The organism is Acidovorax sp. CCYZU-2555 (assembly GCF_018413525.1).
In the GTDB taxonomy this organism is placed as follows: domain Bacteria; phylum Pseudomonadota; class Gammaproteobacteria; order Burkholderiales; family Burkholderiaceae_C; genus Comamonas.
In genome coordinates, this window is the sequence record NZ_JAHCDD010000051.1 from 1 (window position 1) to 16353 (window position 16353).

Below are 16353 nucleotides of genomic sequence, written 5' to 3' on the forward strand. Positions count from 1 at the left end.
TCGCTTACCTCGCTTACCTCGCTTACCTCGCTTACCTCGCTTACCTCGCTTACCTCGCTTACCTCGCTCAGGACGAACGGGGAATGAGGCCCGCTGTTTCTTGTTGATTCATTGCGAGACCTCGGCTCGCTGGCCTCGCTCAATCCTTGCTCCGACTCATTTCCATGGAGAACGTGAACCGATTCGCGGGGTGGAATGAGCGCGAAATTTCCAGCAATTCGCCTGCCGGGTCGTAATAGCGCCGCGTGATGCGCAGCGCGGGCGAGCCGCTTTCCGTTTTGAGTTCCGCCGCCATGTCGGCGGGCAGCAGGATGGCCTCGACGTCCTGGCGTATGCGCGCGATCGCGCGGCCGTAGCGTTCTTCGATCAGGCTGCTGATCAGCGTCTGCGGCGAGGCGCGCACCAGCTGGGCGATGTCGGCGAAAGCGGCGTCCACATAGACGTCGGTCCAGCAGATGGGCAGTGCATTGGCCTGGCTGCTGTCGAGCCGCAGGCTGGAGATGCGCAGCCAGCGCGTGCCGCCGGGGCAGTCGAGCTCCTTGGCCAGCGCCAGGTCGGCGACCAGCTCCTGCGACGACTTGACGGTGCGCACATGCCGCGCGCCGAACTGCGCGAGCTCGTCCACCGTGGCGATCGACTGCGTGAAGCCCATCGCGGGCCGCGCCGATTCGACGCGCGTGCCCACGTTCTTCTTGCGCGAAATCAGCCCCAGCTCCTGCAGCTCGTCGAGCGCCTTGCGCACCGCGTAGCGGCTCAGCCCGTATTGCTCGCACAGCTCCATTTCGGTGGGCAGCAGGCTGCCCACAGGATGCAGCCCCGAAGTGATGGCGTCCGTCAGCTCGCGGCAGAGGTCTGTCTGTGTGCTTTTCTTCATCGCTTGGATTGTGTCCCGAATCAGGGTTTTCACTGTGAACTCAATTGTTCGAACATATCTACACTTCTATATGTACGAACATAAATATATGTTCGATTTTAGTCAACATATTGGATTGCACTCCCATGCTCAACGGCTCCTCTTCCAGCACTGTCATCGATTCCATCCTGTTTCGCGATGCGTTCGGCACGCCGGCGATGCGCGAAGTCTTCTCCGATCGCGGGCTCATCACCCGCTATATCGAAGTCGAAGTGGCGCTGGCGCGGGCCCAGGCCCGCTGCGGCGTGATTCCGCACGACGCGGCGCAGACGATTGCGCGCGAGTCGAGCATAGAGAAGATCGATTTCGATCATATGCGCCACGAGACCGACATCGTCGGTTACCCCATCCTGCCGCTGGTGCACCAGCTGGTGGAGATGTGCGGCGACGCCGGCCGCTATGTGCACTGGGGCGCGACCACCCAGGACATCATGGACACCGCCAACGTGCTGCAGGTGCGCGCCGCGCTGGACATCGTGGAAGCCGACATCCGCGCGCTGCGCGCCATCCTGGCCGATCTGGCGAAGAAGCACCGCGACACGCCCATGGCCGGACGCACCCACCTGCAGCAGGCGCTGCCCGTGACCTTCGGCTACAAGGTGGCGATCTGGCTGGCGATGTTCGATCGCCACCAGCAGCGCCTGGCCGAGCTGCGCGCACGCGTGCAGTGCGTGAGCTTCGCCGGCGCCGCGGGCACGCTGGCCTCGCTGGGCGACAAGGGCTTCGAAGTGCAAAAAGCCCTGGCCGAGGAGCTGGGCCTGCAGGTTCCGGTGACCACCTGGCATGTGGCGCGCGACGGCTTCGCCGAAGCCGTGAACCTGCTGGCGCTGGTCACTGGCTCGCTGGGCAAGATTGCGCTCGACATCATGATCATGGCGTCGACGGAGTTTGCCGAAGTCTACGAGCCTTTCGTCAAGGGCCGCGGCGCGAGCAGCACCATGCCGCAAAAGCGCAACCCCATCTCCAGCGAGCTGATGCTGGCCGCGGCCAAGGGCGTGCGCCAGCATGCGGGTCTGATGGTCGACGCAATGATCCAGGACTTCGAGCGCGCGACCGGCCCCTGGCACGCCGAGTGGATCGCGATTCCCGAAAGCTTCATCCTGACCGCGGGCGCATTGCACCAGGCCAAGTTCGCGCTCGGCGGGCTGATCGTCGACGCCGCGCAGATGCGCCGCAACCTGGGCATCAGCCGCGGCCTGATCGTCGCCGAGGCCGTGATGATGGGCCTGGCCCCGGCCATGGGCCGCCAGCAGGCGCATGACGTGGTCTACGACGCCTGCCGCACCGTCAACGAATCCGGCGGCACGCTGGCCGACGCACTCAGCGCGCTGCCCGCCGTCACCGCGCATTTCGATCGCGCCGCGATCGAGCACCTGACCGACCCCGTGAACTACCTGGGGCTGGCGCCGCAAATGGTCGACCGTGCACTGGAAGCATCGGCCAAGACCCTCTGATCCCGACTGCCATCACAATCCAAGGAGACAAAAAATGAAGCTGCTCAAGACTTCCGCCGCCGTTGCCCTGCTGCTCGCATCCCAGATGGCCGCGGCCCAGGCCTGGCCCACGAAGACCATGACCTGGATCGTGCCCTTTGCCGCGGGCGGGCCCACCGATGCCATGGCGCGCGATATCGCCGACAAGGTGTCGCGCCAGGTCGGCCAGACCATCGTCATCGAGAACGTCGCGGGCGCGGGCGGCACCATAGGCGCGACCAAGGCTTCGCGCTCGCCCGCCGACGGCTATACCTTCCTGGTCGGTCACATGGGCTACATGGGCGCGGGCCCGGCGCTGTACAAGAAGCTCAGCTACGACCCGGTCAAGAGCTTCGATCCCGTGTTCCGCTTTCCCGATACCCCGCTGGTGATGCTGGTCGGCAAGAACTCGCCTTACAAGACCGCCGACGACTTCGTTGCCGCGGCCAAGGCCAAGCCCTTGTCGCTCAACTTCAGCAACGCGGGCGTGGGCTCGACTTCGCATCTGATCGCCGCGCTGTTCGCGTCGCGCGCCGGCATCGAAGTCACGCAGATCGCCTACAAGGGCGCGGGCCCGGCGATCAACGACCTGATCGGCGGCCAGGTCGATGCCATGTTCGATCAAAGCAATACCGCCTTGCCGCAGGTGCAGGGCGGGCGCCTCAACGCGATCGCGCTGACTTCGCTCACGCCCATGCCCAAGCAATACCCGGGCGTCAAGCCGCTGGCCGAGAAAACGATTCCCGGCTTCGAGGCCGCCACCTGGTACGGCCTGTACGCGCCCAAGGGCACGCCGCGCGACGTGGTCGAGAAAATGCACCAGGCCTACCTCAAGGCACTGGCCGACAAGGCCTGGACCGAGCGCATGGCGAGCCAGGGCATCAAGCTGCTGCCCGACGCGCAATACGCACCCGACGCGTTCGGCAAGTTCACGGCCGCCGAAGTGCTGCGCTGGAACGAAGTCGTCGCCGCGGCCAAGATCCAGCTCGACTGAGCGCGCCCATGGTCCGCATCGCACAGGAAGATCTGGTCGAAAGCCTGGCCCGGGCTTTCCAGTACGTGAGCCACCACCACCCGGCCGACTACGTGCAGGCGCTGCGCCGCGCGCAGGCGCGCGAGACGCATGCGCCGGCGCGCGCCGCAATCGAGCAGCTGCTGGTCAACAGCCGGCTCGCGGCGCTGGGCCGGCGGCCCATCTGCCAGGACACGGGCGTGGGCCAGGTGTTTCTGCGCGTGGGCTGCGGCGTGCAGTTCTTCCGGCACGACGGCGCGTCGCCGCTTTCCTTGCAGGAAGTCGCCAATGAAGGCGTGCGCCGCGGCTACACCGACCCGGTCAATCCGCTGCGCGCGACCATGGTGTCCGACCCGCTGGGACTGCGGCGCAATACGCGCGACAACACGCCGGCCGTCGTACAGTGCGAGATCGTCGCCGGCGAAGCGCTCGAGGTGCTGGTCGTCGCCAAGGGCGGCGGTGGCGATGTGAAGACGCGGTTCGCGACGCTGGAGCCCAGCGACAGCGTCGCCGACTGGGTGATCGCGCAGTTGCCCGGAATGGGCGCGGGCTGGTGCCCGCCGGGAACGCTGGGCATAGGCATAGGCGGCACGCCCGAGCAGGCGATGCTGCTGGCCAAGCTGTCGCTGTTCGATGCGATCGACATCGATCTGCTGCAGGCCCGGGGCGCGCAGGGCGCCGAGGAGGCGCTGCGCCTCGAAGTGTTCGAGCGCGCGAACGCGCTGGGCATAGGTGCGCAAGGCCTGGGAGGGTCGTCGGCCGTGCTGGACGTGAAACTGCGCACCGCGCCTTGCCATGCGGCCACCATTCCGGTGGCCTTGATTCCGAATTGCACGGCCGCGCGCTATGTGCGCTTCACGCTCGACGGCAGCGGCCCGGCCGAGCTGGCCGAGCCGCCCGCAAGCCTGTGGGACGGCATCGCCGAGCGCTTCGACATGCCGGGCGCGGTGCGCGTCGATCTGGACCAGCTCGACAAGGCCCAGGTCCGCCAATGGAAGACCGGGCAGACATTGCTGCTGTCGGGCAGCGTGCTGACCGCGCGCGACGCCGCGCACAAGCGCCTGGTCGATCTGATGGCGCGCGGCCAGCCCTTGCCCGTGGACTTGCGCGATCGCACCATCTACTACGTGGGTCCGGTCGATGCCGTGGGCCATGAAGCCGTGGGGCCCGCGGGCCCGACCACGGCCACGCGCATGGACCGCTTCGTCGAGCCGCTGATGGCCGGCACCGGACTGCTGGCGATGATAGGCAAGGCCGAACGCGGCAAGGACGCGATCGCGGCGATCGCGCGCCACGGCGGCGTGTACCTGAGCGCCACGGGCGGCGCGGCCTACCTGCTGGCCCAGTCGATACGCGCGGCCCGCGTCGTCGCGTTCGCCGATCTGGGCATGGAGGCCATCCATGAGTTCGTGCTGCACGACTTTCCGGTGACGGTCGCCGTGGACAGTCAGGGGCGGTCCATCCACCTTTTTGGCAAGGCATCCTGACGCGCAAGGGCTGTCCCGCGCTTTGCCGCGCGACCGATGAATCGGTGAGACGATGGGAGACAACCGCTGGCCGTCAAGGCCCGTGGTACTATCTTTTTCATAGCCTGCGACGCTTGCATTTCAAGGGTTGCAGCAGTCTTTACCGTCTGCCATGTCCGATTTCATCTACCTCGCCTCGCAAAGCCCCCGTCGCCGTCAACTGCTCGAACAAATCGGTGTTCGCCACGAATTGCTGCTGCCCAATGCGGCCGGCGACGTGGCAGAAGATGCCGAAGCCATAGAGCTGGCGCTGCCCGCAGAAGCGCCGCGCGACTACGTGCGGCGCGTCACGGAACTCAAGCTCGATGCAGCCGTCGCCCGCCATGCGCGCCGCGGCCTGCCGCCGGCGCCCATCCTCTGTTCCGACACCACGGTGGCGCTGGGTGCGCAGATTCTGGGCAAGCCCGAAGACGCGCAGGATGCGACGCGCATTCTGTCGCTGCTCGCGGGCCAGGAACATGAAGTGCTGACGGCCGTGGCGCTGCAGTCGGGCAGCGAGCGCTTCACCGCGCTGTCGATTTCTCTTGTGCGCTTTGCACCGATGACACCTGCGCAGATCGCGGCCTATGTCGCCACGGGCGAGCCCATGGGCAAGGCCGGCGCCTATGGCATCCAGGGCGCGGCCGCCGTGCATGTCGCCCACCTCGCGGGCAGCTACACCGGCATCATGGGTCTGCCCCTGTTCGAAACCGCCGAGCTGCTGCGCCAGGCCGGCTGGTCCCTTTGAATTGGATGAGGCAAGCAATGAACATACAACAAGACATTCTGATCAACTGGTCGCCCCAGGAAACACGCGTGGCCGTGGTCGAAAGCGGCGCGGTGCAGGAACTGCACATGGAGCGTCCGCTCGAACGCGGCCTGGTGGGCAATGTCTATCTGGGCAAGGTGGCGCGCGTGCTGCCGGGCATGCAGTCGGCGTTCATCGACATCGGCCTGGAACGCGCGGCTTTTCTGCACGTGGCCGACGTCTGGCAGCGCCAGGAAAACGGCGAAGCGCCGATGTTCGCGCGCAAGGACTTGCCGGTCAAACCGATAGAGAAGCAGATTTTCGAAGGCCAGGCCATCCTGGTCCAGGTGATCAAGGACCCGATAGGCACCAAGGGCGCGCGCCTGTCGACCCAGGTCAGCATTGCCGGGCGCCTGCTGGTGTTCCTGCCCCAGGACGACCATGTGGGCGTATCGCAGAAGATTCCTCCCGCGGAACGTGATGCACTGCGTGCGCGGCTGCAAGGCCTGGTCGGCGAGAAGGCCACGGGCGGCGGCGGCGGTTTCATCCTGCGCACCAATGGCGAAGATTCGAACGACCAGGAGCTGTCGGACGACATTGCCTACCTGCGCAAGACCTGGGCGCGCATCAAGCAGTCGTCGGTGCAGCTGCCGCCGGGCTCCCTGCTGCACCAGGATCTGAACCTGCTGCAGCGCGTGCTGCGCGATCTCGTCGGTGAACATACGCAGACCATTCGCATCGATTCGCGCGAGCAGTTCGCGGCCTTGCAGGCGTTCGGGCTCGAATTCATGCCCGCGGCCGTTCCCAAGCTGCAGCTCTACAAGGGCGAACGGCCGATTTTCGATCTGTACTCGATCGACGAGGAAATCGCCAAGGCGCTGGGCCGGCGCGTGGACCTGAAATCGGGCGGTTATCTGATCATCGACCAGACCGAAGCCCTGACGACCATCGACGTGAACACCGGCGGCTTCGTCGGCGCGCGCAATTTCGACGACACCATTTTCAAGACCAATCTCGAGGCGGCCCAGGCGATCGCGCGGCAATTGCGCCTGCGCAATCTGGGCGGCATCGTGATCGCCGACTTCATCGACATGGTGCGCGAGGAGCACCAGCAGTCGGTGCTTTCCGAGTTCCGCAAGCAGCTGGGCCGCGACCGCGTCAAGACCATGATGTCGGGCGGCTTCTCGCAGCTGGGCCTGGTCGAGATGACGCGCAAGCGCACGCGTGAATCGCTGGCCCACATGCTGTGCGAGCCTTGCCCCATGTGCACCGGCAAGGGCATCGTCAAGACCGCGCGCAGCGTCTGCTACGACGTGCTGCGCGAAATCCTGCGCGAGGCGCGCCAGTTCAATCCGCAGGAATTTCGCGTGATCGCTTCGCGCCAGGTGGTCGATCTGTTCCTCGACGAGGAAAGCCCGCACCTGGCCAGCCTCTCCGACTTCATCGGCAAGCCGATCTCGCTGCAGGCGGAGAACGCGATGGGCCAGGAGCAGTACGACATCGTGCTGCTGTGACCTTCGGGCAGATGGTTGCCGCGCCTCGCAGAATCACTGCGATACGCTGATCTTCGTATGTTCCGGTGCGCTTTCGGGGTGGGAGGGGTCAGGGTGCTTGGGACTGCTCATGGAAAAGAAGACGTAGATCGACTTGCCATGGGCCGTGTATTTGAAGGCCTTGGCGCGAAAGATTCTGGCTTGTGCTCCCATGATCTCCTCGATGCCGCTCTCTGAGAACCACTGGGCGATTTGTTCTGGCGTCATATTGAATCGCGGATCGTGGGGCCGCGGCCGGGCGAAGGGGGCGAGTGCTGTCCCGTCTTCTGCGAATTCGTCAAAACCATAGCTGTAGCCGTTGGCGTCTATGCCCCAGACTCTTCTCCGATCCAGGCAGTTGTATATGTCTTCATAAACCCTGCCGAACAGTTCAGAGTAGGCCACCTCCTTGAGGTCGCTGGATACGAAAACGTATTTGCCCACTATCTCGTCACTCTGAAACTCCCCTTGCCCACCATCTTTGGGTTCTGCTTGCGGAATCACCTTGATGTTCTTGTTTTCACGACAGAGCATCCCGAAGCGATTTTCAAGCGTACCGAGGTAGTAACTGGTGCTGGCACTCCAAACGTCCATCTTCAGAAACTCACTGCGAACCTTCTTGCGCGCCCGATAGACCTCTGGTTTTTCCTTGACGACCTTCAGCACATCGTGGCCCTCTGCATCTTTGGAGACGGTCATTGGGAAAGTGGTCCAGAAGGGGATAGTGAACGCCGTGAGCCTGGCTTCGGGAACCTGCAGGGTCTCCTGCGTGCCAGCGTCGCCGCGGACGCTCTCGCCGGTAGCGGATTGCGGGCCGCCGCCGCCGCCACAAGCTGCCAAGCCAAACATCAACGCCACACCTGCTGCTGTCCGCAAGCAGAAGTTATAGAGAGTAGTGCGCATGATCAGCCTTGATTGAAGCGCCTGAATTGGCACGTCAACTATGGCTTTCGTTTTCATCGCGCGCAGGCGGCAAGGGGCTGATATCCAAGCCAGAGAAACCTTATCATCTCGATCCCGCGGCGGCACAGCGGCTTGCTGATGGAGCTGTTGCGCATACCGGGCGCCGGACAGGGTTCAGCTGGCCTTTCCCGTGGGAAACAGCGCCGGCTTGGCCGTATAGCTCTCGGGGAACAATTTCTTCAAGTCTTCGATCTTGGGAAGGTCGTTGATCATGATGTACGGCTGGCCGGGGTGCAGCGTCAGATAGTTCTGGTGGTAGTCCTCGGCCAGATAGAACGGCTTGGATGACTCTATGGTGGTCGCTATCGGCTTGCCGAAGGCCTTGGCCTGATCGAGCTGGGCGATGTAGGCCTTGGCAATGCGCTCCTGCTCGCTGTTCTGCACGAATACCGTCGAGCGGTACTGGGTGCCGCTGTCGGGGCCCTGGCGATTGAGTTCGGTCGGGTCATGTGCCACGGAGAAGTAGATCTGCAGCAGCTTGCCGTAGCTGATCTGCTGCGGGTCGTAGGTGATGCGCACCGACTCCGCATGGCCGGTGCGGCCCGAGCCAATGTCTTCGTAGCGCGCGGTCTTGGCATCGCCGCCCGCATAGCCCGAGGCCGCATTGCTCACGCCCTTGACATGCTGGAACACGCCTTGCACGCCCCAGAAGCAGCCGCCGGCGAATACGGCGGTCTCGGCCTTGGCGGTGGACAGCGCCGTGATATCGGCCGCGGGCGCCGCCACCCGGCGCGCAGTTTCCGCGAACGAGGGCAGGGCCTGCCAAAGCAAGGCCGCTGCGGCCAGGGTGCCGGCCGTCAGGGAGAAGGATTTCATGGAAGTTTCCTTGTGCAGGTGGGTGTTGCGCGGCCGGGCCGCGGCGTGGCGTGGCAGGTGATTACTTGGACATCGCGTCCTTGGACATGCCGTCCTTGGCCATCGAATCCTTTTTCATCGCGTCCTTCTTCATGCCGTCCTTGGCCATGGAGTCTTTCTTCATCCCATCCTTGGACATCGAATCCTTGCCCATGGCGTCCTTCTTCATGCTGTCCTTGGACATCGAACTTTTGCTGTCCTTGGCCATGTCGTCGGCGGCGAATGCCGAGGCGCCCGCGAAGGCGATGCAGGTGGCGAGCAGGGTGGTGGTGAGCTTGTTCATTTGGATTTTCTCCGTTGGGTTGTCGTTGTCAAAGATCGACCCGGCTTCGTGAAACCGGGCCCCGCGCTTTCTTCGGCGGCCAAGGGGCGCAAGCCGCCCCTCAGCTGCCTCCGAACCAGTTGTAGCCCTGGTCCTCCCAGTAGCCACCGGAATAGGTGTTGGTGACGAACATCGCCATGATGTGTTTCGGGTTCTTGTAGCCCAGCTTGGTCGGCATGCGCAGCTTCATCGGAAAGCCGTACTTGGGCGGCAGCGGCTGGTCGTCGTAGGTCAGCGCCAGCAGCGTCTGCGGGTGCAGGGCGGTGGGCATGTCGATGCTCGTGAAGTAGTCGTCGGCGCACTTGAAGCCGACATACTTGGCGCTGGTGTCGGCGCCTATATGCCGCAGAAAATCGGCAAAGCGCACGCCGCCCCATTTGCCTATGGCGCTCCAGCCTTCGACGCAGATATGCCGGGTGATCTGGCTGTCCTGCGGCATGGCGCGCAGCTCGGCCAAGGTCCAGGCATGGCGGTCGGCGACCATGCCCGTCACTTCCAGCCGGTAGCTGGCTTCGTCCACGACGCGCACTTCGTCTTCGCTGTAGTAGGCGTTGAAAGGAAACGGGCGCGTGATCTGCGCATCGGTATAGGTGGGCGCGAGCTGCGACGGGTCGAACAGCAGCGCCTGGGCCCGGTCGTTGAGGCGCGAGATCCTGGACAGCGCGGCTTCGACATGGGCGTCGTCGCTGATGCTGCAGCCCGTGAGCAGCGACAGGCCGCCCAGCGTGAGGGAACGCTGCAAGAAGGCGCGGCGCGCGGGCTGGTCGATTTTCCTGGCGATCAGCCGCTGGGCTTCGCCCACGGCGGCCGCGCCATCGATGTTCGCCAGCGTCGGGGCTTTGAAGATTTTCATGGTGTCTTGGGCGCGTGGCCGTGAATCATCGCCAGCAGCGTGCGCGGCACCAGTGCCACCATCACCAGATGCACGATAAGAAATACAACAATGCCGGCCATGCCAACGAAGTGGATGCGGCGCGCGAACTCGTAGCCGCCCAGCAGTTCGCGCAGCAGGGGAAACTGCACCGACTTCCACAGCACCAGGCCCGACAGCACGATCACGATCAGGTCCAGCATGACGAACAGATAGGCGAGCTTTTGCACTTGGTTGTACTGGCGCGCGTCGGCGTGCGAGAGCTTGCCGCGCAGCGCTCCCTTGAGGTCGCGCAGCACGCCGCCAGGCGTGAGCGGAAAGAACTTGCGCGCCAATCGGCCGCTCAAGAGGTTGAGTGCGAGGTAGAGAATGCCGTTGAAGAACAGCAGCCACATCGCGGCGAAATGCCATTGGAGCGCGCCGCCCAGCCAGCCCCCCAGCGTGATGGCCGCCGGGAAGGAAAACCCGAACAGCGGCGAGGCATCGTAGATGCGCCAGCCGCTCATCACCAGGATCACCACGGCCAGCGCATTGAGCCAATGCGTGATGCGCATCCACAGCGGGTGAATGGTCCGGCTGTCGGCGGGCCGGGCCGGCGCGGCAGAAGGGGCGATGAGAGTGCGGTTCATGGGGCAAATTGTTGGCCGCACCCGATCGCCGATGTATCACGCAAAGTTCAATTAATTGTGATAACTCGAAAACGCGTATCGCGAGAAAATGGCAGCCTATGGACACCACCAAGCGCATTCTGATCGTCGAGGACGACCTGCACATCGCGGAGCTTTTGCGCCTGCATCTGCGTGATGAAGGCTATGCGGTCACGCATGCCGCCGATGGCCATGCGGGCCTGGCCGAACTCGAACGCGGCAGCTGGGATGCGCTGGTGCTCGACCTGATGCTGCCGGGCATAGACGGCCTGGAAATCTGCCGCCGCGCGCGCGCCATGGCAAGGTATACGCCCATCATCATCATCAGCGCGCGCTCCAGCGAAGTGCACCGCATCCTGGGGCTGGAGCTGGGCGCCGACGACTATCTGGCCAAGCCGTTTTCGGTGCTGGAGCTGGTGGCGCGCGTCAAGGCGCTGCTGCGGCGCACCGACGCGCTGGCGCGCAATGCGCGCCTGGACTCGGGCAGCGTTTGCGTAGGCGAGCTCGACATCGAGCCGCTGGCGCGCGAGGTGCGCGTCCATGGCAAGCTCATCGAGCTGACGCCGCGTGAATTCGATCTGCTGTACTTCTTCGCGCGCAGCCCCGGCAAGGTGTTTTCGCGGCTGGACCTGCTCAACCAGGTCTGGGGCTACCAGCATGAAGGCTACGAGCACACGGTCAACACCCACATCAACCGGCTGCGCATCAAGGTCGAAGCCGATCCCGCGCAGCCGCGGCGCATTCTCACCGTGTGGGGCCACGGCTACAAGATGTCGGCCGCGGCCGATGGCGAGGCCGCGCCATGATGGCCTGGGCCACGCTGTCCCGGCGCCTGTCGCTGGTCTTCGCGGCCTTGCTGCTGGTGTGCTGCGGCGCGTCCGTCTGGCTGCAGCTGCGCTCCAACGGCAAGCATGAGCAGGAAGTGATACAGCGCCTGTCTAGCGGGCTGGCCGCGCACATCGCGCAGAACGCCGAATTGATGCAGCCCGGAGGGCTCAACCAGCAGGCGGTGAAAGCCTTGTTCGACAAGCTGATGGCGGTCAATCCCAGCGTGGAAGTCTATGTTCTGGGCCTCGACGGGCGCATCGTCGCCCAGGCCGCGCCGCCGGGCCATCTCAAGCGCGACCGCGTCAACCTGCAGCCGGTGCAGCAGCTGCTCGCGGGCGCGGCCTTGCCCATCGTGGGCGACGATCCGCGCAGTCCCGATGTGCGCAAGGTGTTCAGCGCCGCGCCTTTGCGTATGAACGGCCGCGATGCGGGCTATGTCTATGTGGTGTTGCAAGGTGAAGACCACGATGCGCTGGTCGCCAACACGGCGGCCGGCAACGTGCTGCGCACCACGCTGTGGCTGATGGGGCTGGTGGCCCTGCTGGGCCTGCTCGCGGGCCTGGCCGCGTTTCGCCTCATCACGAGTCCGCTGCGCGAGCTGACGGCCGCGGTCAAGCGCTTTGAAACCGAAGGCATGGACGCGCTGGAAAGCGAGGCGCCGCGGCTGGCGCGCCTGGCGCAAGGCCATGACGAGATTGCGCTGCTGGGCCAGGCGTTCACGCAGATGACGCAGCGCATCGCCGAGCAATGGCGCGAGCTGACGCTGCAGGACCAGCAGCGGCGCGAACTGTTCGCCAACATCTCGCACGATCTGCGCACGCCGCTGACATCGCTGCACGGTTATCTCGAAACCTTGATGCTCAAGGCCGCAACGCTCAGTGAGGCCGAGCGGCGGCGCTATCTGGAAATCGCGCTGGGCCAGAGCCGCAAGGTCGGGCGACTGGCGCAGGAGGTGTTCGAGCTGGCGCGGCTCGAGTACGGCGTGGTCAAGCCTGAAAAGGAAAATTTCGCGCTCGCCGATCTGGTGCAGGACGTGTTCCAGAAGTTCGAGCTGGCCGCGCAAGCGCGCCATCAGCGGCTGCTGCCGGATATCGCTTCCAGCCTGCCGGTGGTGTCCGCCGACCTGGGCATGATTGAACGGGTGCTGACCAATCTGCTGGACAACGCCATACGCCACACGCCCATGGGCGGTCAAATCGAAGTGCAGCTGCGCTCTTCAGACACTGGCGTGGCGGTGCGGATCAGCGATACGGGTGCAGGGATACCGGCCGCCTTGCAGCCGTCGCTGTTCATGCGCCCGGTGTTCGGTTCGCGCTCAGATGGCGCGACCAACGGCGGACTGGGCCTGGTGATCGTCAAGCGCATTCTGCAGTTGCACGGCAGCGAGATCCGGCTGGTGCAGCTGCCCGGCAAGGGCGCGGTGTTTTGCTTTCAGCTCGCGGGCGCTGAAAGCGTCTGATGCACATCCAACGCCAGCCGCCGTGCTCAGGCCAGCGCGGTGTCGAGCACCATCATCATCACAAAGCCCAACATCAGCCCTGCGGTGGCAAAGACTTCGTGGCCCTTGCGGTGCGATTCGGGAATGATTTCGTGGCTGATGACAAACAGCATCGCGCCGGCCGCGAAGCCCAGGCCCCAGGGCAGCAGCATGGCCGAATGGCCGACGATGGAAGCGCCGACGACGGCGCCTATGGGCTCGACCAGTCCCGATGCCATGCCTATGCCGACCGCAAGAAGGCGGCCATATCCGGCGGCAAGCAGCGCGGCGGCAACGACAAAGCCTTCGGGCACGTCCTGGATGGCAATGCCTATGGCCAGCGCGTTGGCGCGCAGGCCTTCGTTGCCCGCGTAGCCCACGCCTATCGCCAGGCCTTCGGGAATGTTGTGCAAGGCGATGGCGATGACAAACAGCCAGGTGCGGCGCAACTGCTGCGCGCTCGCGCCTTCGCGGCCCTTGATGAAATGTTCGTGCGGCAGCAGCTTGTCCATGGCCAGCAGCGCCAGGCCGCCCAGCAGGATGGCGGCGCCTACCGAGCCGCTCGCGGCCCAGGCGCTGCCGCCTGCAGCGCGTACGGCGTCCAGGCCGGGAATCACCAGCGAGAACGCGCAGGCCGCGAGCATCACGCCCGCGCCAAAGCCGAAAAGGGTGTCCTGCAGGCGTTCCGACGGGCGCTGTGCCAGCAGCACGGGCAAGGTGCCCAGCGCCGTGGCCAGCGCGGCGACGCCGCCGGCGAGCAGCGCGCCGCGCGCCGCCGGATTGTTCTGCAGTCCGTTCCAGACGAGGGCGCACAGCGCCCATAGGCCGAGCACGGAGATCGCCAGCCCGACCCGGGTCTTGAGCCGCATGCGTTGCGCGCCAGGTGCGGCGCCGGTGCTGGAATCATTCATGCGTGTGTCCGATCAGCCTTGCAGTGCCTGAGCGTGGCGGCGAGCGACTTCGGCCCAGTCAATGACGTTGTAGAACGCTGCGATGTACTCAGGACGACGGTTCTGGTACTTCAGGTAGTACGCATGTTCCCACACATCCAGTCCGAGGATGGCAGTATTTCCGGAACCGATGCCGACCATGGCCGGGTTGTCCTGGTTGGCGCTGCTTTCGACCGCGAGCTTGCCGGCCTTGTCGACCGTGAGCCAGGCCCAGCCGCTGCCGAAACGGCTCAGCGCGGCCTTGGTGAATGCTGCCTTGAACGCGTCCAGGCCGCCGAGGTCGGCGTCGATGGCGCGGGCCAGATCGCCCGTGGGCTGGCCGCCGCCCTGGGGGGACATGACTTCCCAGAACAGGCTGTGGTTGGCGTGACCGCCGCCGTTGTTGCGCACGGCCGGGCGCAGCGCTTCGGGCAGGGACTCGACCTGGGCGATCAGTGCGTCGATCGCCAGCTCGGCGTACTCGCTGCCTTCGAGCGCGGCATTGAGGTTGTTCACATAGGTCTGATGGTGCTTGGTGTAGTGGATCTCCATCGTCTGCGCGTCGATGTTGGGTTCCAGCGCGTCATAGGCGTAGGCAAGCTTGGGCAGGGTGTAGGGCATCGTAGTCCGTCTTTGGGGGTGAAGAAACTGGGAGGGCAGCCCGGGTCAATGCAGCTGCGCCGGCGTGATGGGACTGGCCAGGGTTTGGCTGACCAGGAGTTGGGGGCCATGCGCGGCCAGGTGTTGAATCAGGGCCGCATGCGTTTCGCGCCGATGGCGGCTCGCGGCGATGCGCAGTGATGTGGGCAGGGTTTCGTCTTGCAGTGTCGTCAGCAGTTCGTCGTGCGCGCGGCACAGGCATTCGGCCGCAGCGCCGCCTTGGTCGGTGGCGAGGTAGGCGTCGGCAAGATTGAGGTGGCTCACGACAAAGGCCGCGACCCGGTCGTCGTCGGTGCCGGCGTCTGCATCGGCGGCAAACAGTTGCTGCGCGATGGCGAGCGCCTGCTGATGCAGGGCCGTGGCTTGCATGGGCTGATGGTTGCGGCTGGCCTGTACGCCGGCGCGCGTGAACTGCTTCCATTGCGCGAGCAGCGGGGTATTGCAAGGCACGATGGGATCGGCGGGGGAAAGGCTTGCTGGCAGAAGTCTTTCATTCATCCTGCAGATATTAAATGAGAATCATTCCTGAAGTAAAGCCCATTTGACCGACATTGACATCGGCGGTTTTCATGTTCGCCGCCCTAGGCGTGCAACTGCTTTTTCACCGCCGATTGGAAGTGGCCCAGCAATATCGGCACCAGCGGGTGCGCAGGCGATGGGCTCCACATGGCCTGCAGCACCGACAGCGGCGTCTTGCGCGCGATCGGCTTGAACGCCAGGCCCTGCATGCCCGCGCGCTGCAGGCATGCGGGCACCAGCGACACGCCCTGGCCGGTGCTCACCAGCGACAGCACGGACAGCCAGTGGCGCACTTCATGCCGCAGCTCGGGATCGAAACCGGCCTTCTGGCACATGCTGCGTATCACGCGAAAGTAGTCGGGCGAGACGGCTTCGGAAAACAGGATCAGGCGTTCGTTGGCCAGTTGGGCGATGGAGATCTTTGCCTGGCTCGCCAATGGGTGGCTGGCGGGAAGGCAGGCGATGAAGGGCTCGCTGGCGATGGTCTGCGCGCTCATGCCCAGCGGCGGCGCCATGGTGTGCATCAGCCCCAGATCGATCTTGCCGCTTTGCAGCGCCGCGACCTGGTCGATGCTGTTGAGTTCATGCAGGTCCACGCGCACATCGGGGTACTGGGCGCGCATGCGTTCCAGCGCCTCGGGCAGGCCGCGGTACATGCTGGAGCCGACAAAGCCCAGGCGCAGGCTGCCGGCCATGCCGTGCGCCACGGCGCGCGTGTCGACGGCGGCGCGGCGTGTGCGTTCGAGGATATCGCGCGCCTGCAGCAGCAGGTGCTGGCCCGCATGGGTCAGGCGCACGCCGCGGCTGTTGCGCTCGAACAGCTGGGCGTCGAGCGCGCTTTCGAGCTGCTTGATGGCGATGCTCAGCGGCGGCTGCGAAATGCACAGGCGCTCGGCCGCGCGGCTGAAATGCAGCTCTTCGGCCAGCACCACGAAGTACTGCAACTGGCGGGTTTCGAGGTGGATCATGGGATGCTCAAGCGCCGGTATGAAAGCACTGATTGATATTTACAGAATATAGATCAATTCATTAATAATATTTGACGCGAATAGGCTTCCTTCCCAGAATTTGTCCCATGCGAGCCCGTTGGCCGCGCTGCC

The 16353-nt window shown here is 64.8% G+C and carries 17 protein-coding genes; 7 read left to right on the top strand and 10 right to left on the bottom strand.

Annotation, left to right across the window (positions count from 1 at the left end):
• Positions 1–139: 139 nt before the first annotated feature.
• Entirely contained in the window at positions 140–874 is a 735-nt protein-coding gene (locus tag KHY18_RS17455) for a GntR family transcriptional regulator (RefSeq protein ID WP_213302637.1), read from the bottom strand.
• Positions 875–999: 125 nt separating this feature from the next.
• Between KHY18_RS17455 and pcaB the strand changes: the two genes are divergently transcribed.
• From pcaB to rng, 5 genes are all read left to right on the top strand, one after another.
• A complete protein-coding gene (gene pcaB / locus KHY18_RS17460; RefSeq protein WP_213302639.1) occupies positions 1000–2367 on the top strand; it encodes a 3-carboxy-cis,cis-muconate cycloisomerase in 1368 nt (455 codons plus the stop codon).
• 34 nt (positions 2368–2401) lie between these two features.
• Positions 2402–3379 carry a Bug family tripartite tricarboxylate transporter substrate binding protein gene (locus tag KHY18_RS17465; protein ID WP_213302641.1) on the top strand — a complete coding sequence of 326 codons (978 nt, stop codon included), beginning with the start codon at positions 2402–2404 and terminating at the stop codon, positions 3377–3379.
• 8 nt (positions 3380–3387) lie between these two features.
• Positions 3388–4884 (top strand): fumarate hydratase, encoded by a 1497-nt coding sequence (locus KHY18_RS17470; RefSeq protein WP_213302643.1) that lies wholly within the window; start codon positions 3388–3390, stop codon positions 4882–4884.
• 151 nt (positions 4885–5035) lie between these two features.
• A complete protein-coding gene (locus KHY18_RS17475) occupies positions 5036–5650 on the top strand; it encodes a Maf family protein (protein ID WP_213302645.1) in 615 nt (204 codons plus the stop codon).
• A 23-nt stretch (positions 5651–5673) separates the two neighbouring features.
• Complete coding sequence (gene rng, locus KHY18_RS17480) at positions 5674–7164, top strand: ribonuclease G (protein WP_213302742.1); 1491 nt, start codon at positions 5674–5676, stop codon at positions 7162–7164.
• 33 nt (positions 7165–7197) lie between these two features.
• On the opposite strand, the gene KHY18_RS17485 is transcribed toward rng, so the two are convergent.
• The 5 genes from KHY18_RS17485 to KHY18_RS17505 all read right to left on the bottom strand — a co-directional run bounded on the left by KHY18_RS17485 (position 7198) and on the right by KHY18_RS17505 (position 10822).
• Positions 7198–8085, bottom strand: coding sequence for a hypothetical protein (locus tag KHY18_RS17485; RefSeq protein WP_213302647.1), 888 nt, complete (start codon positions 8083–8085; stop codon positions 7198–7200).
• Positions 8086–8259: 174 nt separating this feature from the next.
• On the bottom strand, positions 8260–8961 hold the full coding sequence (gene msrA, locus KHY18_RS17490; RefSeq protein WP_213302650.1) for a peptide-methionine (S)-S-oxide reductase MsrA: 702 nt from the start codon (positions 8959–8961) through the stop codon (positions 8260–8262).
• Between the two features lie 61 nt (positions 8962–9022).
• Positions 9023–9283 (bottom strand): pentapeptide MXKDX repeat protein, encoded by a 261-nt coding sequence (locus tag KHY18_RS17495; protein WP_213302653.1) that lies wholly within the window; start codon positions 9281–9283, stop codon positions 9023–9025.
• Positions 9284–9383: 100 nt separating this feature from the next.
• Positions 9384–10175, bottom strand: a complete 792-nt coding sequence (locus tag KHY18_RS17500; protein WP_213302655.1) for a molybdopterin-binding protein — start codon at positions 10173–10175, stop codon at positions 9384–9386.
• Positions 10172–10822 (bottom strand): cytochrome b/b6 domain-containing protein, encoded by a 651-nt coding sequence (locus KHY18_RS17505; protein WP_213302658.1) that lies wholly within the window; start codon positions 10820–10822, stop codon positions 10172–10174. The genes KHY18_RS17500 and KHY18_RS17505 overlap by 4 nt, the downstream gene beginning before the upstream one ends.
• Before the next feature lie 98 nt (positions 10823–10920).
• Between KHY18_RS17505 and KHY18_RS17510 the strand changes: the two genes are divergently transcribed.
• On the top strand, positions 10921–11646 hold the full coding sequence (locus KHY18_RS17510; protein WP_213302661.1) for a response regulator transcription factor: 726 nt from the start codon (positions 10921–10923) through the stop codon (positions 11644–11646).
• A complete protein-coding gene (locus tag KHY18_RS17515) occupies positions 11646–13127 on the top strand; it encodes a sensor histidine kinase (RefSeq protein WP_213302745.1) in 1482 nt (493 codons plus the stop codon). The genes KHY18_RS17510 and KHY18_RS17515 overlap by 1 nt, the downstream gene beginning before the upstream one ends.
• Positions 13128–13153: 26 nt before the next feature.
• On the opposite strand, the gene KHY18_RS17520 is transcribed toward KHY18_RS17515, so the two are convergent.
• The 4 genes from KHY18_RS17520 to KHY18_RS17535 all read right to left on the bottom strand — a co-directional run bounded on the left by KHY18_RS17520 (position 13154) and on the right by KHY18_RS17535 (position 16221).
• Positions 13154–14056 (bottom strand): ZIP family metal transporter, encoded by a 903-nt coding sequence (locus KHY18_RS17520; protein WP_213302664.1) that lies wholly within the window; start codon positions 14054–14056, stop codon positions 13154–13156.
• A gap of 12 nt (positions 14057–14068) precedes the next feature.
• On the bottom strand, positions 14069–14695 hold the full coding sequence (locus tag KHY18_RS17525) for a superoxide dismutase (RefSeq protein WP_213302667.1): 627 nt from the start codon (positions 14693–14695) through the stop codon (positions 14069–14071).
• A 45-nt stretch (positions 14696–14740) separates the two neighbouring features.
• Positions 14741–15184 carry a DUF2753 family protein gene (locus tag KHY18_RS17530; RefSeq protein ID WP_213302670.1) on the bottom strand — a complete coding sequence of 148 codons (444 nt, stop codon included), beginning with the start codon at positions 15182–15184 and terminating at the stop codon, positions 14741–14743.
• A gap of 131 nt (positions 15185–15315) precedes the next feature.
• On the bottom strand, positions 15316–16221 hold the full coding sequence (locus KHY18_RS17535) for a LysR family transcriptional regulator (RefSeq protein WP_213302673.1): 906 nt from the start codon (positions 16219–16221) through the stop codon (positions 15316–15318).
• Between the last annotated feature and the right edge of the window lie 132 nt (positions 16222–16353).